Origin of the sequence: Amycolatopsis sp. NPDC004169, assembly GCF_040610315.1 — a bacterium.
Classification (GTDB): domain Bacteria; phylum Actinomycetota; class Actinomycetes; order Mycobacteriales; family Pseudonocardiaceae; genus Amycolatopsis.
This window is the reverse complement of sequence record NZ_JBEXMD010000011.1, coordinates 79,687-97,861: the sequence shown is the minus strand read 5'-3', so window position 1 is coordinate 97,861 and position 18,175 is coordinate 79,687. Positions and strand designations below refer to the sequence as shown.

At 72.1% G+C, this 18,175-nt stretch carries 17 protein-coding genes; 9 read left to right on the top strand and 8 right to left on the bottom strand.

Annotated features, from left to right (window positions below; all coding sequences use genetic code 11):
* Positions 1-35 precede the first annotated feature (35 nt).
* Positions 36-3,059, top strand: coding sequence for an AAA family ATPase (locus tag ABZX11_RS17340; protein WP_354913945.1), 3,024 nt, complete (start codon positions 36-38; stop codon positions 3,057-3,059).
* A 108-nt stretch (positions 3,060-3,167) separates the two neighbouring features.
* Here the strand turns inward: ABZX11_RS17340 and ABZX11_RS17335 are convergent, their stop codons facing one another.
* From ABZX11_RS17335 to ABZX11_RS17325, 3 genes are all read right to left on the bottom strand, one after another.
* The gene (locus ABZX11_RS17335; RefSeq protein ID WP_354913943.1) at positions 3,168-4,778 is read right to left on the bottom strand and encodes a succinic semialdehyde dehydrogenase; all 1,611 of its coding nucleotides are present in this window, start codon (positions 4,776-4,778) and stop codon (positions 3,168-3,170) included.
* Positions 4,779-4,881: 103 nt separating this feature from the next.
* On the bottom strand, positions 4,882-5,781 hold the full coding sequence (locus tag ABZX11_RS17330) for a hypothetical protein (protein WP_354913941.1): 900 nt from the start codon (positions 5,779-5,781) through the stop codon (positions 4,882-4,884).
* Positions 5,782-5,865: 84 nt separating this feature from the next.
* The gene (locus tag ABZX11_RS17325) at positions 5,866-6,483 is read right to left on the bottom strand and encodes a TetR/AcrR family transcriptional regulator (RefSeq protein WP_176175984.1); all 618 of its coding nucleotides are present in this window, start codon (positions 6,481-6,483) and stop codon (positions 5,866-5,868) included.
* Between the two features lie 94 nt (positions 6,484-6,577).
* Here ABZX11_RS17325 and ABZX11_RS17320 point away from each other — a divergent pair, with 94 nt between their 5' ends.
* Together ABZX11_RS17320 and ABZX11_RS17315 are read left to right on the top strand one after the other, a co-directional pair.
* Positions 6,578-7,729 carry an acyl-CoA dehydrogenase family protein gene (locus tag ABZX11_RS17320; RefSeq protein ID WP_176175985.1) on the top strand — a complete coding sequence of 384 codons (1,152 nt, stop codon included), beginning with the start codon at positions 6,578-6,580 and terminating at the stop codon, positions 7,727-7,729.
* 12 nt (positions 7,730-7,741) lie between these two features.
* Positions 7,742-8,878 carry a CaiB/BaiF CoA-transferase family protein gene (locus ABZX11_RS17315; protein ID WP_354913938.1) on the top strand — a complete coding sequence of 379 codons (1,137 nt, stop codon included), beginning with the start codon at positions 7,742-7,744 and terminating at the stop codon, positions 8,876-8,878.
* On the opposite strand, the gene ABZX11_RS17310 is transcribed toward ABZX11_RS17315, so the two are convergent.
* Positions 8,875-9,405: a GNAT family protein gene (locus tag ABZX11_RS17310; protein WP_176175987.1), complete on the bottom strand. Its 531-nt coding sequence runs from the start codon at positions 9,403-9,405 to the stop codon at positions 8,875-8,877. The two genes, ABZX11_RS17315 and ABZX11_RS17310, sit on opposite strands and share 4 nt — an antisense overlap.
* A 236-nt stretch (positions 9,406-9,641) precedes the next feature.
* Positions 9,642-10,415: a crotonase/enoyl-CoA hydratase family protein gene (locus ABZX11_RS17305; protein WP_354913936.1), complete on the bottom strand. Its 774-nt coding sequence runs from the start codon at positions 10,413-10,415 to the stop codon at positions 9,642-9,644.
* A gap of 101 nt (positions 10,416-10,516) precedes the next feature.
* Between ABZX11_RS17305 and ABZX11_RS17300 the strand changes: the two genes are divergently transcribed.
* The 5 genes from ABZX11_RS17300 (at position 10,517) to ABZX11_RS17280 (ending at position 13,580) form a co-directional block, all read left to right on the top strand.
* A complete protein-coding gene (locus ABZX11_RS17300; protein ID WP_014466828.1) occupies positions 10,517-10,684 on the top strand; it encodes a hypothetical protein in 168 nt (55 codons plus the stop codon).
* 361 nt (positions 10,685-11,045) lie between these two features.
* A complete protein-coding gene (locus ABZX11_RS17295) occupies positions 11,046-11,528 on the top strand; it encodes a hypothetical protein (protein WP_013224355.1) in 483 nt (160 codons plus the stop codon).
* 122 nt (positions 11,529-11,650) lie between these two features.
* Positions 11,651-12,565, top strand: a complete 915-nt coding sequence (locus ABZX11_RS17290) for a lytic murein transglycosylase (protein ID WP_354913934.1) — start codon at positions 11,651-11,653, stop codon at positions 12,563-12,565.
* Between the two features lie 302 nt (positions 12,566-12,867).
* The gene (locus ABZX11_RS17285) at positions 12,868-13,218 is read left to right on the top strand and encodes a hypothetical protein (RefSeq protein ID WP_354914138.1); all 351 of its coding nucleotides are present in this window, start codon (positions 12,868-12,870) and stop codon (positions 13,216-13,218) included.
* A 20-nt stretch (positions 13,219-13,238) separates the two neighbouring features.
* On the top strand, positions 13,239-13,580 hold the full coding sequence (locus ABZX11_RS17280; protein WP_176175990.1) for a DUF3817 domain-containing protein: 342 nt from the start codon (positions 13,239-13,241) through the stop codon (positions 13,578-13,580).
* Here ABZX11_RS17280 and ABZX11_RS17275 read toward each other — a convergent pair.
* Positions 13,558-14,982 (bottom strand): MFS transporter, encoded by a 1,425-nt coding sequence (locus tag ABZX11_RS17275; RefSeq protein ID WP_354913932.1) that lies wholly within the window; start codon positions 14,980-14,982, stop codon positions 13,558-13,560. The genes ABZX11_RS17280 and ABZX11_RS17275 overlap by 23 nt on opposite strands.
* Positions 14,983-15,114: 132 nt before the next feature.
* Here ABZX11_RS17275 and ABZX11_RS17270 point away from each other — a divergent pair, with 132 nt between their 5' ends.
* Positions 15,115-15,675: a TetR/AcrR family transcriptional regulator gene (locus tag ABZX11_RS17270; protein ID WP_354913930.1), complete on the top strand. Its 561-nt coding sequence runs from the start codon at positions 15,115-15,117 to the stop codon at positions 15,673-15,675.
* Positions 15,676-15,692: 17 nt separating this feature from the next.
* Here ABZX11_RS17270 and ABZX11_RS17265 read toward each other — a convergent pair whose 3' ends face one another.
* A complete protein-coding gene (locus tag ABZX11_RS17265; RefSeq protein ID WP_176175993.1) occupies positions 15,693-17,285 on the bottom strand; it encodes a cation acetate symporter in 1,593 nt (530 codons plus the stop codon).
* Positions 17,282-17,719: a DUF485 domain-containing protein gene (locus ABZX11_RS17260; protein WP_354913928.1), complete on the bottom strand. Its 438-nt coding sequence runs from the start codon at positions 17,717-17,719 to the stop codon at positions 17,282-17,284. Before ABZX11_RS17260 ends, ABZX11_RS17265 begins: the two co-directional genes overlap by 4 nt.
* Positions 17,720-18,175: the final 456 nt, after the last annotated feature.

Here is an 18,175-nt window from a genome sequence, read left to right as displayed (position 1 = left end):
TAAGCGGTCGGAAACTGTCGGTGGGGTAGGCAACAATGCTCCTCGTGCCCCGACTCGGCTCCGGAATCCCGCTCGTCGCCCGTACCCACGAGATGCGGCGGCTCCGCGCCGCCTTCGCCAGGGCTGAACGTGGCGAAGCCGGCGCGGTGCTGCTCTCGGGGGACGCCGGGGTCGGCAAGACCCGGCTGCTGACCGCGCTCGGCGAGCACGTCTCGGCGTGCGGTGGGCTGGTGCTCACCGGCCGCTGCATCGACGTCCGCGAGGGCGGTCTCCCTTATCTTCCGTTCGCCGAGGCGCTCGCCCCGCTGGGCAGCGCGACGGACCCGGCGGTCGCCGCCGCGGTGCGGGCCCGGCCCGCGCTCGGGCGGCTGCTGCCGCAGGGCCCGGGCTTCGAGGAGCCCCGTGCGGCCGAACACCCGCCGATGACCTCCAACGACCGGGAAACCATGGTGCGTCCCCGGCCGGAGCAGGATCTCGGTCAGCTGCAGTTGTTCGACGCGGTACTGGGGGTGCTGACCGAGATAGCGCAGGCGCGCCCGGTGGTGATCCTGCTGGAGGATCTCCACTGGGCCGACGCCTCGACCCGCAACCTGCTGTCCTTCCTGCTCAGCCGGCTGCGGGCGCAGCGGCTGCTGGTCGTGGGCAGCTACCGCGAGGAGGACGTGCACCGCCGTCACCCGCTGCGCGGCCTGCTGTCGGAGCTGGTCCGGCTCGCCACCGTCGAGCGCGTCGACCTGCAGCCCTTCGGCGCGGCCGACGCCCGCCGGTTCGTCGAGGCGCTGGCCGACGAGCCGTTGCCGTCCGATGTGGTCGCCGACATCGTCAGCCGTTCCGAGGGCAACCCGTTCTTCGCCGAGGAGCTGCTCGCCACCAAGACCGAGTGCAACGACCTGCCCGCCGGGCTGGCCGAGGTGCTGCTGTCCCGGCTCGAGCGGCTCTCCCCGGACGCCCGCCGGGTCGCGCGGGTCATCTCGGTGGCCAACGAACCCGTCATGCACGCCGCCCTCGCCGAGGTCTCCGGCCTGGGGGAGCTGGAGTTGGACGAAGCCCTGCGGGAGGCCGTCCAGCACCACGTCCTGGTGGTGCTCTCGGACGGCTCGTACACGTTCCGGCACGCGTTGCTGCAGGAAGCGGTGTACGGCGACCTGCTGCCGGGGGAGCGGTCGCGCACGCACGCCGCGTACGCGGCGCGGATCAAGGCGCGGCCACAGGGCCGCGGCCACGACGCCAAGCTGGCCTACCACTCGATGCAGAGCAGCGACCTGGCCACCGCGCTGCCGGCGTTGCTGCGCGCGATGGACGAAGCCGAGAAGCTCGGCGCGCCCGGCTCGGCGCTGCAGCACGTCGAACAGGCACTGTCCATCTGGGACGCCGTCACACCGGCGGACCGGCCGGAAGGCTTCGACGAACTGCGGCTGCTGTACGAGGCGTCGTACTTCGCGGGCACGTCCGGCGAGCCCGAGCGGGCCGCCGCCTTCGCCCGCTCCGCCACCCAGTCGCTGACCCCCGAGATCCCGAACGACCGCGCCGCCAAGGTGTGGCGGCGGCTGGCGGACGCGCTGCTCGCCCTGGAGGGCACCCTCGACGAGGCGGTCGCGGCCATCGACCGCGCCTGGAACCTGGTGAAGGACACCGAGCCCAGCTCCGCGCGCGCCTGGGTGCTGGCCAGCCGGGCCGGGTTCCTCCGGATCCTCGACCAGCCCGAAGCGGCGCTCGACAGCGCGCTCTGCGCGGTCGCCGACGCGCAGGCCGTGGGCGCGACGGGCGCGGAGGCGTCGGCGCTGGTCACCCTGGGCACGCTGGCCGACTCGCGCGGCGACGCCGCCGAGGCCCGGGAGCGGCTGCGCCAGGCCCAGCGCAAGGCGCGGGACGTCGGCGCGTACAACACCGAAATCCGCGCGACCTACTTCCTCACGCTGAGCCACGACGACCAGGGCGAGTTCGCCGAAGCGCTGGAACACGCCTCGCACGGCGTCGCCCGCGCCGAAGAAACCGGGCTGAGCTGGAGCGTCTACGGGCTGGAGCTGCGGGCGCGGCAGCTGATGCTGCGCTACCTGATGGGCGACTGGCCGGACGAAAGCGCCGGCCGCGCCGGGCGCGGGGTGTCCAGCGCGGTCGCCGCGCGGATCCTGGCCAACTGGTCGTTGTTCGTCGTCGCCCGCGGCCGGTTCGTCGAGGGCGAGAAGCTGCTCGGCGGGCTGCGGCAGCACTGGGCGGCGGACATGCAGATCCCCCTAGCGGCCGGCGGCGCCGGGATCGAGCTGGCGTACTGGCGCGGTGACCACGCCGGAGCCGTGCGCCAGACCGAAGACCTGATCGGCTGGCTGGAGCGGATCGAGCCCGGCCTGCTGGCCGGCATCCGGGTGGCCGCGCTGGGCGTGTCCGCCGCGGCGAGGCTGGCCGCCGACGCCCGCGTCCACGGCGACCAGGCCGGGGCCGAAGCCGCGGTGGCGGCCGGCGAGCGGTTCCTGGCGCACGGCCGGATGTGCGCGGTCGTCGGCCAGCCGCGCTCGGGAACGCTCGGGCCGGAGGGCCGCGCGTGGCTGGCCCGCCTGGAAGCGGCGGCGAGCTGCCTGTCCGGTCGCGGCGACGCGGAGAAGTGGGCGGTCGCGGCGGAGGCGTTCGGCTACGGCGCCGTCTACGAGCAGGCGGTCTGCCGCTGGCACGAGGCCGAAGCCCGCCTGGCCGCGGACGCCGACGCGGGAGCGGCCCTCGAAGCGGCCCACGCGGTGGCGGTCCGGCTCGGCGCGATCCCGCTGCGCGACGCCGTCCGCGACCTGGCCCACCGCGCCCGCGTCGAGCTCGACGGCGTCGAACCGGCGGCCCCGGCCCGCACGGTCACCGACCCGCTGACCGACCGCGAGCGCGACGTCCTGGAACGCGTCGCGCTGGGCCGCACGAACCGCCAGGTCGGCGAAGAGCTCTACATCAGCGAAAAAACGGTGAGCGTCCACCTTTCCCGCGTGATGGCCAAGCTGGGCGCCAGCCGCCGAGCGGAAGCCGTCGCCATCGCCTACGACCGAGGCCTCCTCACCGCCCCCACCGCCGAACACGCGTGACGGAAGCCGTAACTCACGTGATCGGAGCCGTAACTCGCGTGATTTGGGCCGTGACGGCGGCAATCACGCGAGTTCCGGCCCGGATCACGCGAGTTACGGGTTGGGAAGTCAGCGGGGGAGGCGGCGGAGGGCTTTGAGGCCCAGGGTCATGCCTCGGGACCACAGCGAACCGGGGACCGCGCGCGGCGGGCGGAGGGCGAGGCCGCGCTGGAGGGCGATCGACTGGGACTCCGTGTACTTCAGGAGGCCCTCGGCGCCGTTGCGGCGGCCGACGCCGGAGTCCTTCATCCCGCCCATCGGGACGCCGACGCTGCCGAACGTCGCCGCGTAGCCCTCGTTCACGTTGACCGTCCCGGCCTTCAGCCGGGCCGCGACCTCCCAGCCCGCGCGGCCGTTGCGGGACCAGACGCTGGCGTTGAGCCCGAACGGCGTGTCGTTGGCCCGCTCGATCGCCTCGGTGACGTCGGTGTAGCCGTAGATCGAGACGACCGGCCCGAACGTCTCCTCCGCGAACGGCAGCATGTCCGGGGTGACGCCCGAAAGCACCGTCGGCTCGTAGAACAGCGGGCCCAGGTCGGGCCGCGCGCGGCCGCCGGTGAGCACCGAAGCGCCCTTCGCGCGGGCGTCCTCGACGTGCTTCGACACCGCCGCGAGCTGCTCCTCCGACGTCAGCGAACCCATCTGGGCCTGGTAGTCCAGCGCGCCGCCGAGCCGCAGCGCCGCGGTCCGGGCGACGAACGCGCGGGTGAACTCGTCGCGGATGTCCTCGTGGACGTAGATCCGCTCGACCGACACGCACAGCTGGCCCGCCGAAGAGAAGCACGCCGTCACCGCACCCGTCGCCGCCTTCGCGACGTCGGCGTCGGGCAGCACCACCATCGGGTTCTTGCCGCCGAGTTCCAGCGAGTACGACGTCAGCCGCTTCGCCACCTGCCCGGCCAGCTCCTTGCCGGTCGGCGTGGACCCCGTGAAGCACAGGTAGTCCGACTCCTCGACCAGTGCGGTGCCGATCTTCGAGCCCCGCCCGAGCACGATCTGCCAGGTCCCGGCGGGCAGCCCGGCCTCCTCGGCGAGCTCGTGCAGCCACAGCGCCGAAAGCGCGGTCTGGTTGTCCGGCTTCTGCACGACGGCGTTGCCCGCGGCCAGCGCCGGCAGGACGTCCATCGCGGTCAGGGCGAGGGGGTAGTTCCACGGCGAGATGATCCCGACGACGCCCTTGGGGTGCCGGACCTCGCCCGCCCGGGTCAGGCCGGGGATGACGCCGGCGACACGGCGGGGCGCGAGGATCTTCGGCGCGTGCTTGCCGTAGTAGGCGGCGACCAGCGCGGTCGCGCTGACCTCGTCGAACGCGTCGAGCCGGGCCTTGCCCGCCTCGACCTGGACCAGGTCGAGCACCTCGTCCTGCCGGGCGAGCACCAGGTCGTGCAGGCGGGTCAGCACGCGGGCGCGCTCGGCGGGCGAGCGGTCCGCCCACGCGCGCTGGGCCGTGCGCGCGCCGGCGAACACCGCGCGGACGTCGGCGTCGGTGGCCTGCGGCAGCGTCGCGATCGGCAGCCCGGTGAAGGGCGCCCGCATGCGGATCGGTGCCGAGTCCGCGCCGCCGGTCACCCGGGCGACGAGCTGGGCCGCCCGCGCCGCGCCGGGCGCCCCGGCGACGCCGCCGACGGTGGGCGGCAACGTGGTGTCTTCGACTGCGTTCGCGGGGGTCGTGCTGGTCATGACGTCTCCGTTCCGGCGGAGTCCGCGCGACGTCGCGCAGGGGTTACCGACGAGTACACCATACCGTCGGTACGTCAGTTGTCCAGCGTGATGTGAATAAGATTCACGTATTGGGCGGGTGCAGCGGCGGCAGCTGGTAGTTCGGTTCGGTCGGATCCTGGTGCGCCGGGTGCGGCTGGGCCTGCGTGGCGCCGCCGTAGGGATCGCCCGGCTGCTGCGCCGGGAACGGCTGCGAGGGCGGGCCGCCGTACGCGGGCGGTGCCTGCGGGCCGGTCTGCGGGGCCTGCGCGGGGAACGGCTGCGACGGCGGATAACCCTGGTACGGCTGCGCGTACTGCTGCTGCGGCGGCACCGGGTACGGCCGCGAAGGCTGCTGGTACGGCCCCGGCGGCGGCCCGGCCGCAGCCGGGGCGGGGGGCGCCTGCCGCCCGGCCAGCGCCGCGGACACCAGCGCCAGCAGGGCGACGATCCCGCCGCCGACCAGCAGCCAGAACCCGATCCCGGTCGTGTAGTGCGACTTGACCGTTCCTTCGTCCGTTTCGTAGGTCAACGTGGCCGAGACGTCCATGCCGAGCATCCACACCGCCGCGGTCACCCCGGCGGCCCCGGCGATCAGGGCCGTCCGGGCGCCCGAACGCAGGCCCGGCCCGGCCGAGCGGCGCGCGCCCGCGAGCGCCAGCCCGGCGCCGGCCAGCAACACGACGGAGGCGGCGGTGAGCGGGATGCCGTACCGGGCGACGTGGGTCTGGTCGTAGAACTTCTTCGCCTCGCCGGTGGGCTCGACCGCGAACGAGCGCGACCACGCGCTGACCGTCTGGCTGCTCTCGGTCTTGTCGTCCACCACCTGCTCGAACGACGTCTGCGGCAGGAACGACCCGACGATCACCAGCGCCGCGGCGAGGACACCGAGGATCGCGGCGAACAGCCGGAAGACGGCACCCGGGTCGGCCGGCGGCGGCGTGGGCGGCGGACCGTAGGAGTACGGGTACGGGGCGGCGGTCATCGGAACTCCCCTCGTTCGGAGGGGATTGGACCATGAATCGGCCTGCGGGATAAGGGGCAAAGCACCCTGGTGCGGCCGCGCTGGTCAACTCGGCGCAGTGGTGGCGTCCTGGTAGAGCAGGACGGCGATGCGCTTCCACTCCTCGAGCAGCTGCCGTCGCCGGTTCGGGTCGCCGCCGAGCTCGGCGTCCAGCGCCAGCCCGCGGGTGAGGTTCACGGTGAGCCAGAACAGCATTTCCGCGCGTTCCGGCGGGAGCTCGCCGGCGACCTGGGTGACGTGCTCCAGCGTGGCCCGGCCGAGGGCGCGGTCGACCGGGCGGATGGCCGCCCGCAGCTCGGGATCGGTGCGCGCGGCGACCCACAGCTCGGTGACGGCGGTCGAGAGCGTGCCGGAGTAGCCGGCCCACAGCAGGTCGATCGCCGCGGCGACCCCGTTGCCGCCGCTCGGCAGGTCGTCGAGCGAGGCCGCGAGCTGGCGGCGCAGCTTCGTCGTCAGGTGCTCCACGGCGGCCGCCATCAGCTCGGCCTTCGCGGTGAAGTGGTGCTGCACCGCGCCCTTCGACACGCGCGCGCGGGCGCAGATCTCCTGCACCGACGTGCGTGCGTAGCCGATCTCGACCAGGCAGTCGATGGTGGCGTCGAGCAGTGCCGTGCGGGTCTGTTCGCGCCGCTGCGCCTGGGTCCGGTGCGCCGTCTCGGTCACCGCGGCCTCCCTGCTTTACCTACCGGACGGAATGGATGTACATTCCGAGTAGAACTTACATGCTGATCGGAATGTTTTCCAGCAGGAGGGTCCCGTGCCGCTGCAACTGCCGAAGAGCTCGTGGAGCACGACCGAGCTCGATGACCTCCGCGAGCTCGCGCGGTCGTTCCTGCAGAAGGAAGCCGTCCCGCACCAGGAGCGCTGGGCGGCGGAGAAGAAGGTCGACCGCGAGCTGTGGACGAAGGCGGGCGACGTCGGCCTGCTGTGCCTGTCCATCCCCGAGGAGTACGGCGGCGGCGGTGGCACCTTCGCCCACGAAGCCGTCCTCTACGAAGAGCAGGCGCGCGCCGGCGACAGCGCGTGGGGCGTCACCGTCCACAACGGAATCGTCGCGCACTACCTGCTCGCCTACGCGTCGGAAGAGAAGAAGCGCGAGTGGCTGCCGAAGCTGGCCAGCGGCGAGATGGTCGGCGCGATCGCGATGACCGAGCCCGGCACCGGCTCCGACCTGCAGGGCATCAAGACGCGCGCGGTCCGCGACGGCGACCACTACGTCATCAACGGCGCCAAGACCTTCATCACCAACGGGTTCCACGCCGACCTCGTCGTCGTCGCGGTGAAGACCGACCCGGACGCGGGCGCGCAGGGCGTCTCGCTGGTCGTGGTCGAGACGGACACCCCGGGCTTCCGCCGCGGCCGCGTCCTCGACAAGGTCGGGCTCAAGGGCCAGGACACCGCCGAGCTGTTCTTCGACGACGTCCGCGTGCCCGCCGCGAACCTGCTCGGCGACGCCGAGGGCCAAGGCTTCTTCCAGCTGATGCTGCAGCTGCCGCAGGAACGGCTGATCATCGCCGTCACCGCGGTCGCCGGGCTGGAGGCGGCGGTCGACCTCACGCTCGAATACACCAAGGAGCGCACGGCGTTCGGCCGGCCGATCTTCTCCTTCCAGAACACCAAGTTCACCCTCGCCGAGGCGGCGACCGAAGCCGCGGTGGCGCGCGCGTTCCTCGACCAGTGCATCGAACGCCACCTGCGCGGGGAACTGGACGTGCAGGGCGCGGCGATGGCGAAGCTGTGGACCACCGAGCGCGTCAACAAGGTGATCGACGACTGCGTGCAGCTCTTCGGCGGCTACGGCTACATGACCGAGTACCCGATCGCGCGGGCCTGGGCCGACGTCCGCATCTCCCGGATCTTCGGCGGCACCAGCGAAATCATGAAGGAAATCATCTCCCGCTCGCTCTGAAAGGTGCCGCTCATGAAGGCAGGTCCGCTCAGCGGCCTGAAGGTGGTGGAGCTCGCCGGTCTCGCGCCCGGGCCCTTCGCCACGATGATCCTCTCCGACCTCGGCGCCGACGTCGTGCGCATCGACCGCGCGCAGCCGGGGGAGGACGTGCTCGGCATCGGGACCGACCCGCTCGCCCGCGGCCGCCGGTCGGCCGGCATCAACACCAAGACGCCCGAAGGCGTCGAGCTGGTGCTGAAGCTGTGCGACACCGCCGACGTCCTCATCGAGGGGTTCCGGCCGGGCGTCGCCGAGCGGATCGGGCTCGGCCCGGACGTCGTGCACGCCCGCAACCCACGGCTGGTCTACGGCCGGATGACCGGCTGGGGTCAGGACGGCCCGCTGGCCCGCGCGGCCGGCCACGACATCAACTACATCGGCATCGCCGGCGCCCTCGAACCGATCGGGCGCGCGGGCGAGCGGCCGGTGCCGCCGCTGAACCTGGTCGGCGACTTCGGCGGCGGCGGGCTGCTGCTGGCGATGGGCATCCTGGCCGCGTTGTACGAGCGGAACACCTCCGGCCGCGGCCAGGTCGTGGACGCGTCGATGGTCGACGGCGCCGCGCTGCTCACCACGAGCCTGCACGGGATCAAGGCGGCCGGCCTCTGGTCGGACGAGCGCGGCGAGAACATGCTCGACGGCGGCGCGCCGTTCTACGACACGTACGAGACCGCGGACGGCAAGTACGTCGCCGTCGGCGCGATCGAGATGCGGTTCTGGGGCGACCTGGTCAAGGTCCTGGAGCTGGACCCGGCGGAGCTGCCGCTGCACATCGACAAGACGCAGTGGCCGCGCCTGCGCGAGATCGTCGCCGGGGCGATCGCCAAGCACACGCGCGACGAACTCGTCGCGCGCGCCGAAGGCACCGACGCGTGCCTGACGCCGGTGCTCTCGCCCACCGAGGCGGCGTCGCACCCGCACAACGCGGCGCGCGGCACGTTCGTCGAGATCGGCGGGATGGTCCAGCCGGCGCCGGCGCCGCGGTTCGATCGGACGCCGCCCGCCACGCCGGAAGCCCCGCGCGTCAAGGGTTCGGACACCGAAGCGGTGCTCGCCGAACTGGGCGTCACGGACTTCGACGCGCTGCGGTCGGCGGGGGTGATCGCCTAGTTCTTCGCCAGGTCGGAGCGCACGACCGAGTAAAGGACGTGGTCGCGCCACTCGCCGTCACGGAAGTCGTAGCCGCGAAGGACGCCTTCGCGGGTGAAGCCGGCTTTCTCGAGCGAGCGCTGTTCGGCGCGGTTGCCGACCTCGGTCGTCGCTTCGACCCGGTTGAGCTGGGTGTGGGCGAAGAGGTACTCGACGAGCAGGCGCTGGGCCTCGGTGCCGTAGCCGTGGCCGCGCGCTTCCGGCGCCAGGACGAGGCCCATGTTCCAGCAGTAGGACGCCGGCCCGGTGCGGGTGCGGTGCCAGGAGACGAGCCCGAGGACGCGGCCGCCGAGCGTCGGCACGAGCATGCCGGTCTCGCTGGTGAGCATCCCGGTCTCCAGCCACCGGCGGCGCAGGTAGCCGGGATCGTGCCAGCCGAACCACTGGTGCTCGCCGGCGGCGACGGGATCGTTGGTCAGCCGCTCCAGGAGGTCGAGGTCGCCTTCGGCCACCGGCCGCAGCTCGACTCCGACACCGTCGTCATCCATCGGACGACCTTATCGGCCGCTTGACCGGAACCGGCAAGCCCGAGCCACCCGCATCCCCCGGTCGAAGCACACCCGATCACAGAACGGTCAACACGCGTGATCTGAACGCCGACACGCGTGATTGCCGGGTCGACACGCGTGATCGGAGGGTCGACACGACGAAACCGAAAGCGCCGGCCGTGTCGACCCTTCAATCACGCGAGTCGACTCCCCAATCACGCGAGTCGACCCTTGGATCACGTGAAGGTGCCGTGGCGGCCTTCGCCGGCGGTGAAGCGGGCCGCGCCGTCGACCGCCTCGGCGGCCAGGACGCCCGTGCCCATGGCCGCGGCGAACTCCGCGGTCAGCGCGTCCTCTTCGGACTCGCCCCACTGGGCCAGTGCCGACCGCCGGTCGCCGCGCAGGCACGCCTGCGGGAACGCCGCCAGCTGCCGGGCCAGCTCCTGGGCCGCGGAGACGGCCTCGCCCGCCGGGACCAGCCGGTTGGCCAGGCCGATCTCCAGGGCCTCGGTCGCGTCGACCGGGCGTCCGGTGAGGATCAGGTCCATCGCGCGGGACTGGCCGATCAGCCGCGGCAGCCGGACCGTCCCGCCGTCGATCAGCGGGACGCCCCAGCGGCGGCAGAACACGCCGAACACCGCCGTCGTGTCGGCCACCCGCAGGTCGCACCACAGCGCCAGCTCGAGCCCGCCGGCGACGGCCGGCCCGTGCACCGCCGCGATCACCGGCTTGCCGAGCGCCATCCGGGTGGGCCCCATCGGGCCGTCCCCGTCCGGGTGAGTGCGGTTCATCCGGTCGGTGCCGATCGCCTTGAGATCGGCACCCGCGCAGAACGCGCCGCCGGCCCCGGTCAGCACCGCGACGGCCGCGTCCGGGTCGGCGTCGAAGGCGCGGAACGCGTCGGCCAGCTCGGCCGCCGTGGGCCCGTCGACGGCGTTGCGGGCGGCCGGGCGGTCGATGGTGATCGTCGTCACCGCGTCGGCCCGTTGCACCAGCACGTTCCGGGACATGGCCGCTCCTGGTTCGATCGAGGTGTCTTCCGTGGACGCCTTCCCTACAGTATTGGGGTGGCCACTCCCAGGACGGGGACGGCGAGCCGGGGAGGAAGCACATGTCGGGCGGCGTGAAGAAGATTCTCATCGTGGGCGTGGTCGCGCTCGTGCTCTTCCTCCTGATCACCCAGCCCACCCAGTCCGCCGACTTCGTGCACCGCGTGCTCGGCTGGCTCAAGGACGGCGCCGAAGCGATCGTCACGTTCTTCCGGGCGCTCTTCTCCTGACCTGGTGCTCCTCCGTGCCGGTACCGCCACGGGCGGTGCCGGTGACTACCCTGCGTGCAAACGGACGGTAAATCACCCAGTGTCACCAATCTCGGATTTCGGACTCCGGCACTCGACCATCCGGGTGGATTGCGGCCGAAAACGCGCAGGTCGTCGAATTCGTACCAGCCGGGGTCTGGCGAAGGGGACCACCCCGGCCCTACGGTGCTCACATTGCGTGATCGGGTGGTTCGCCATCCCCCCGGAGAACCCCGGTACGCAGGCAGTTTCCACTCAGCAAGGTGCAGGTTGGTGCGTGCGGCACCACCGCGTGGGACAGGCGTCAGGGCCTGTCCGTCGGGGACCTACATAGGAGGCAGGGATGACCGGAGATCCCGGAGTGGACGCGTTGATCCGGCAGTGGGCCGCGGAGCGCGAGAGGACTCCCGAGGAGCAGGAGGTCGACCGCATCGCTTCCGCGTGGCTGGCCGACGCTCCGGCGCAGGCGCCGGGCATTCCGGGCCAGCGCGCCCGGACCGGCCAGTCGCGGTTCGTCCCCGTCGAGTCGGCCGACCCCGGCTACCTGGCCGCGATGCGCAGCCGGCTGCCGGAGGTGCCCGAAGAGCTCCTCACCGCCGCCGCGGGCTGGTGGCAGATGGTCGGCGGCGTCGCCGAAGCCGAGGAGTGGTGGGACGCCGGCATCAGCCCGCTCGACCAGCGCGCCCTCGACTACCGGGCGGCCGGCCTCGCGCCGTCCGACCTGAGCCGCAGGCTCGGCCCGATGACCGTCCTGCAGCACCTGCGCCGCGGCAGTGCCCCGGCCTGGTGCGTCGCGCGGCTCGCGCGGCAGCAGAAGTCCGCCTGACGAGACGTTTTCCACTCGGCCGGGTGACCCGGCGTGGTGAGACGATGGCGACGGCCCGCGTAACGCTAACCTGCGCGGGCTCGTTGACAGAGTGTCGACACACGCTGGAGGACCGGAGTTTCGTGCGCACCAGGACCGGAAAGACCGAGGACGACCCGATCGGCGATCCTGCCGAGGAAGCCGCCCCCGCCGCACCGGCACCGCGCGCTCCGGGCGTGGCCGTGCTCACCCGGCTGCTCGTGGTCCTCGCCGTGCTGGCCGTGGCCGGCGGCGGGATCTGGCTCGTCACCCGGGCCTCGACGCCCGAGGCGAGCCCGACCACCACCGAAATCCCGGCCCTGCAGGTCAAGGCGGCCGACGTCCGCCCCGGCTCGGTCGCCCCGGCGGGCGGCGCGGTGGCGGGCGGGGCCGAGCAGCAGACATCACCCCAGCAGGCCCGCCCCCGCGAGACGGGCCCGGCGACACTGTCCCAGTGGGCGGCCCAGGTCGCGGCGGCCACCGGCGTCCCGGCGCGGGCGCTGCAGGCGTACGGCAACGCGGAGCTGGCGATGCGCGCGGACCAGCCGGGCTGCAAGATCTCCTGGGCGACACTGGCCGGCATCGGCCGCATCGAGTCGAACCACGGCCAGTACGCGGGCGCGGTCCTCGGCGCGGACGGCCGCCCGTCCAAGCCGATCATCGGCGTACCCCTCGACGGCTCGGCCGGGGTCCAGGCCATCGGCGACACGGACGGCGGCCGCTACGACGGCGACCCGAGTGTGGACCGCGCGGTGGGCCCGATGCAGTTCATCCCGAGCACGTGGCGCAAGTGGGCCTCGGACGGCAACGGCGACGGCTTGGGCGACCCGCAGCAGATCGACGACGCGGCCTTGGCGGCGGCGCGGTACCTGTGCGCGGGCGGGCGGGACATGGCGAGCCCGAGCGGGTGGTGGGCGGGGATCCTGTCGTACAACAACTCGACGGAGTACGCGCAGAAGGTGTTCGGCTTGGCGGACGGGTACGCGAAGGCCGCCCAGGCGGCGCGCAAGCAGGGCTGAGGTCACTCCGGGTCGTTTGGCGGGCCCACCCGTAACCAGACGAGCCCCACCCGATCCCTGGGGGCTGACCCCGGATCCATTCTATCGGCGCCCCCCGACGAAGAACCGGAATCCGGTGCCGGGTGACCGAGCTGTCCACAACCGTCCCGGATTGGGGATTGCTGCCGTTCGCCCGGGCCGCGACCTGCGCTGCGAGCCCGGCCACCCCGGCCACGACCGCGCGACAGCTCTCAGCCGGCCAGTGCTAGCGTCGACTCGTGCCAGACCCTCACCCGCCGGTCGGCTCCCCCTGGGGTCGCCGGATCGCGATCGTCGCGACCTGCCTGGTGAGCCTGCTCGTCTGCTGCGGGCTCGCCTGGTGGCAGTGGGACCGCTTCACCTCCGCGAACGGCACCTTCCAGAACCTCGGCTACGTCCTGCAGTGGCCGCTGTTCGGGCTCTTCCCGGCCTTCATGTTCTGGCGGATCCGCAAACTCCGGCAGAAAGCCGAAAGCGAGCCCCCCGAACCGGCCGCCGTGAAGCCCGAGGTGCCCGCCCCGCGTCCCCGCCCGGACACCCCGGGCACCCCCGTCACGGACGAGGACGCGGAACTGGCCGCCTACAACCGTTACCTGCGTGAACTGCACGCCCGCGACGAGCAGGCAGCAGAGTGAGCAAGAGTGAGGACCACCCGATGACCACCAGCACCGAAGGCGCCCGCACCGCCGCCCCGCTCGCCGGCCCCCTGGTCCGCTTCCGCACCGCCGCCTACGTCACCGGTGTCGGCCTGCTCGGCCTCTGCTTCGTCATGGTGCTGCGGTACGCCTTCGGCAACCCGACGCCGTCCGCGGTCTACTCGCCGATCCACGGCGTCCTCTACATGATCTACCTCGTGCTCACCATCGACCTGGCCATCAAGGCCCGCTGGTCGATCAAGGGCACCGTGCTCGTGCTGCTGGCCGGCTGCGTCCCGTTCGTCTCGTTCCTCGTCGAGCGCCGGGTGACGCACAAGGTCAAGGCCGGGCAGAAGCTGTAACGCGGCGGAACGTCAACGCCACCAGCACCGTGCAGGCCGCGAACGCCGCGGCCGTGGCGAACGCCGCCGTCATGCCGTCGACCGTCAGCTGCGGGCCCGTCGTGGCCGCCGAGCGGGTGACCGAGCCGAACACCGTCACCAGGACGGCCAGCCCGAGCGTGCTGCCGACCTGCTGCATCGTCTGCAGCACGCCGCCCGCGGCGCCCGCGTCCTCGCCCGGCACGGTTGCCATCACGATCACGTTGAGCGGCGCGAACGACAGCCCGGCGCCGAGCCCCATCAGCAGCAGCGGCCCCAGCAGCGCCGGGAAGTACGTGCTGCCGGTGGTGAGGAACGAGAGCCACACGACGCCGGAGACCATCAGGAGCGAGCCGGTGACGGCCATCGGCTTCGGCCCGTAGCGGGGGAGCAGCCGCGGCACGAGCCGGCTCATCGTGAAGATCAGCGCCGCCATCGGGAGGAACGCGAACCCGGTCGCCAGGGCCGCGAAGTGCCGGATGTCCTGCATGAACTGGGTCAGGAAGAAGAACATCGACATCATCGCCATCGGGCCGAGGAAGAAGTTGACGTAGGCCGCGCTGCGGTTGCGGTCGGCGAACAGCCGCAGCGGCACCAGCGGCAGCGCCGTCCTGGCTTCGATGGCGACGAAGCCGGCGAGCAGCACCAGGCCGGCGGCGAGCGAGCCGAGCGTCACCGCGTTGCCCCAGCCGTCGGACGCGGCGTGGGTGAAGGCGAACACGAGCGAGCCGACGCCCAGGGTGCCGGTGATCGCGCCGGGCAGGTCCAGGTGCGCGCGACGGCGTTCGGGCTCGGCCACGAACCGCGGCGCGAGCACGGCGATCGCCAGACCGAACGGGACGTTGATGAACAGCGCGGCGCGCCACGAGATCCACTCGGTGAGCAGGCCGCCGACGATCAGGCCGATCGCGAAGCCGCCGCTGGACATCGCGGAGAACAGCGCCAGCGCGCGGACCCGCGCCTTGGCCTCGGTGAACGTCGTGGTCACCAGGGCCAGCGTGCTCGGGCCCGCCATGGCGGCCCCGACCCCCTGCAGGACACGGGCGGCGATGAGCAGGGCGGCCGAATCGGCGAGGCCGCCGGCCAGTGACGCGAGCGTGAACACGGTGACGCCCGCGACGAACATGCGCCGCCGCCCGAACAGGTCGCCCGCGCGGCCGCCGAGCAGCAGCAGACCGCCGAACACGAGGCTGTAGGCGGTCATCACCCAGGACAGGCCGGTGGCAGAAAACCCCAGGTCGGACTGGATGCGCGGGAGCGCGACGTTCATCACGGTCGCGTCGAGGACGAGCATGAGCTGGCAGGTCAGGATGATCGCCAGGACCAGCCCGCTGCGGTGGGGGCGCGCCGGTGCGGGCGCGCGGTCGAGCGTCTGTTGCGACAAGGAATACTCCCCCGAGGAGTAAGAGAAGAAGCGGAGAGGTTCTCCACTTGCGGGCGATCCGATAATATGGAGAGTGTCTCCGGATGCGCAAGTGAATTCGGAGAATCTCTCCGGTTACCTGAGGAGGCCGGGATGCCGGACACGGAGCGTCCGATGCGCGCGGACGCGCGCCGCAACTACGAGCGCATCGTCGCGGCGGCGAACGACCTCTTCACCACCCAGGGCGCCGACGTGCCGCTGGACGACGTCGCCAAGAAGGCCGGCGTCGGCGCGGGCACCCTCTACCGGCACTTCCCCACGCGGGAGAAGCTCTTCGAGGCGGTCTACCGCGACGAGATCACGGTGCTCGCCGACCGCGCGTTCGCCCTGCACGAGGAGCTGCCGCCGTGGGAGGCCCTCGAGGCGTGGCTGCGCGCCCAGGTCACCTGGGTCGTCGAGCGGCACAAGCTGGCGACGATCCTCAAGGAGTCGATCGACTCCGGGTCGGAGACGTTCCTCTACTGCCAGAAGCGGCTTCGCGAAGCGACGGGGGTGCTCGTCGAAGCGGCGCAGGAAGCCGGGCTGGTCCGGCCGGACGTCGTCGGCGCCGACGTCCTCCGGCTGGGGCACGGCGCCGGGATGGCCGTGCGCAACTGCAGCCCGGAGGACGGCGAGCGCGTGCTCGAGGTGATCCTGGACGGCCTGCACGCCTGACGCAGGCCGCCCGTGGCTCAGCTCCCGATGCCGGTCATCGAGCGGACCTCCATCTCGGCCTGCTTCTCCGCGTCCGCCTTGGGCCGGCCCACCAGCGTCCCGACGAACCCGCACAGGAACGAGAACGGGATCGACACCAGACCCGGGTTCTTCAGCGGGAACCAGGCGAAGTCGATGCTCTTGAAGATCGAGTCCGGTGCGCCCGAGACGACCGGCGAGAACAGCACCAGCAGCAGGCAGGCGATCAGGCCGCCGTACATGCCCCACAGCGTGCCGGTGGTGTTGAACCGCTTCCAGAACAACGAGTACAGCAGCGTCGACAGGTTCGCCGACGCGGCCACGGCGAACGCCAGCGCGACCAGGAACGCGACGTTCTGCCCGTTCGCCAGCACCCCGCCGACGATCGCCAGCGCGCCCACCGCGATCGCGGTCAGCCGCGCCACCCGGACCTCGTCCGCCGGCTCGGCCTTGCCGCGCTTGAAGATGTTCGCGTAGACGTCGTGGGCGAACGAGGCCGACGCGGTGATCGTCAGCCCGGCCACCACCGCGAGGATCGTCGCGAACGCCACCGCGGCGATCACGCCCAGCAGCAGCGTCCCGCCGATGTGCAGCGCCAGCAGCGGCGCGGCCGAGTTCTCCCCGCCCGGCGCGCTCTTGATCTCGTCCGAGCCGACCAGCGCGGCCGCGCCGAAGCCGATCACCAGCGTGCACGCGTAGAAGACGAGCATGCACACGGTGGCCCAGACGACCGAGCGGCGCGCCTCCAGGGAGTTCGGCACCGTGTAGAAGCGCATCAAGAGGTGGGGCAGCGAAGAGAGGCCGAGCACCAGGGCCAGCGCGAGCGACACGAAGTCGAGCTTGGTGGTGTCGTCCTTGCCGTAGGAGCCGCCCGGTTCCAGCAGGTGCCCGCCCAGCGGGCTCTTCTCGGTGGCGGCCTGGAGCAGGTTCGAGAAGCTGAAGCCGTACTTGCCGAGCAGGAACACCGCCATCAGCACGACGGCGAGCATCAGCACGCCGGCCTTGATGATCTGCACCCACGTGGTGCCCTTCATCCCGCCGACCAGCACGTACAGCACCATGACCAGGCCGACCACGCCGATCACCAGCGCCTGCCCGAGCCGGGTGTGGATGTCGAGCAGCAGGGCGACCAGGCCGCCGGCGCCCGCCATCTGGGCCAGCATGTAGAACAGCGAGATGACCAGGGTCGACGTCGCCGCCGCGGCCCGGACCGGGCGCGGCTTCATCCGGAAGCTGATGACGTCGCCCATGGTGAACCGGCCGGTGTTGCGCGTCAGCTCGGCGATCAGCAGCAGGTCGACCAGCCAGGCGACCAGGAAGCCGATGGAGTACAGGAAGCCGTCGTAGCCGTGCACGGCGATCGCGCCCGCGATGCCGAGGAAGGACGCCGCCGAGAGGAAGTCACCGGACAGCGCGATGCCGTTCTGGCGGCCGGTGAAGGCGCTGCCGGCGGCGTAGTAGTCCGACGTCGAGGTGTTCCGGCTGCCGGCCCGGTAGACGACGTACAGGGTGATCGCCACGAAGAGGGCGAACACGACGGTGTTGACGACGGGGTTGCTGGTGGCCGTCCCACCCGCGGCGAGCGCGGTCATCGGCGCTTCCCGTCCACGAGGCCCGCGCGCGCCCGCAGCTCGGCGACCCGCGGGTCGAGCCGGCGGCGGGCGTAGCGCAGGTAGAACCAGGTGATCAGCGCGGTGCTGGCGAACTGGCCGAGTCCGAGCAGGATCCCCACGTTGACCTGGCCGAACACCTTGCGGCTCATGAACTCGTGCGCGTACGCGGCCAGCAGCACGTACGTCATGTACCAGGCGAAGAAGGCGAAGCTCAGCGGGAAGACGAAGCCGCGGAACCGGCGTCGCAGCGAGACGAACTCCGGGCTGGCCTGGATCGCGGGGTAGTCGGGCTCCGGGGGAGCGGCGGGCCGGCGGGGCGGCTCCCCGGCCGGGGCGGACCCGGCGGGCAAGACCGGGAACCGGCTCGTCTCCTCGAGGGCGTTGCCCGGCGCGGGCCGCGCTACGTCGTACATGGGTGCCTCCGGCAGAGTGCCTCCGTGGCGGCGGGCCCCGGGGCGCCTGCGGGGCAGGGGTGCCGGGCCGCCCTTGCGGACTGCGAGGGCACATCGTAACTACGCCATCCGGCGGCTGCCGAAGTGGCCGGACCGTCCGGTCGGTTCGCGGGGCGGTATTCGTTTTCCTGTCGAACACATCGAAAGCGTGACCGGCGACAACGCACTCCGGAGAACTCCGGTAATGCTCCAAAGAATTGTGACTCGTCGTTGTCGGGCACGAAGTCCGTTAGGGCAAACGGGCTAACGCTGCTGGTCGTTCTGCCGAGGTGGTCACCGAAAGTAGCCGAATTGCCGACTTGATCCTGCTCGCGGGTGGTGCGAAGGGTCCCGCGGCCGGTGAAGATCCACTGGTCAGTGTAGGGTTTCGAAAGAAATCACCAGGTCGGGGCCGGGGAACGCGCAACGCCACAACAT

Excerpts from the sequence above, each read along its gene's own strand:
- ABZX11_RS17340 (WP_354913945.1), top strand. The coding sequence starts at position 36 with ATGCTCCTCGTGCCCCGACTCGGCTCCGGAATCCCGCTCGTCGCCCGT.
- ABZX11_RS17335 (WP_354913943.1), bottom strand. The coding sequence starts at position 4,778 with ATGACCAGCACGACCCCCGCGAACGCAGTCGAAGACACCACGTTGCCG.
- ABZX11_RS17330 (WP_354913941.1), bottom strand. The coding sequence starts at position 5,781 with ATGACCGCCGCCCCGTACCCGTACTCCTACGGTCCGCCGCCCACGCCG.
- ABZX11_RS17315 (WP_354913938.1), top strand. The coding sequence starts at position 7,742 with ATGAAGGCAGGTCCGCTCAGCGGCCTGAAGGTGGTGGAGCTCGCCGGT.
- ABZX11_RS17310 (WP_176175987.1), bottom strand. The coding sequence starts at position 9,405 with ATGGATGACGACGGTGTCGGAGTCGAGCTGCGGCCGGTGGCCGAAGGC.
- ABZX11_RS17305 (WP_354913936.1), bottom strand. The coding sequence starts at position 10,415 with ATGTCCCGGAACGTGCTGGTGCAACGGGCCGACGCGGTGACGACGATC.
- ABZX11_RS17300 (WP_014466828.1), top strand. The coding sequence starts at position 10,517 with ATGTCGGGCGGCGTGAAGAAGATTCTCATCGTGGGCGTGGTCGCGCTC.
- ABZX11_RS17295 (WP_013224355.1), top strand. The coding sequence starts at position 11,046 with ATGACCGGAGATCCCGGAGTGGACGCGTTGATCCGGCAGTGGGCCGCG.
- ABZX11_RS17280 (WP_176175990.1), top strand. The coding sequence starts at position 13,239 with ATGACCACCAGCACCGAAGGCGCCCGCACCGCCGCCCCGCTCGCCGGC.
- ABZX11_RS17270 (WP_354913930.1), top strand. The coding sequence starts at position 15,115 with ATGCCGGACACGGAGCGTCCGATGCGCGCGGACGCGCGCCGCAACTAC.
- ABZX11_RS17265 (WP_176175993.1), bottom strand. The coding sequence starts at position 17,285 with ATGACCGCGCTCGCCGCGGGTGGGACGGCCACCAGCAACCCCGTCGTC.
- ABZX11_RS17260 (WP_354913928.1), bottom strand. The coding sequence starts at position 17,719 with ATGTACGACGTAGCGCGGCCCGCGCCGGGCAACGCCCTCGAGGAGACG.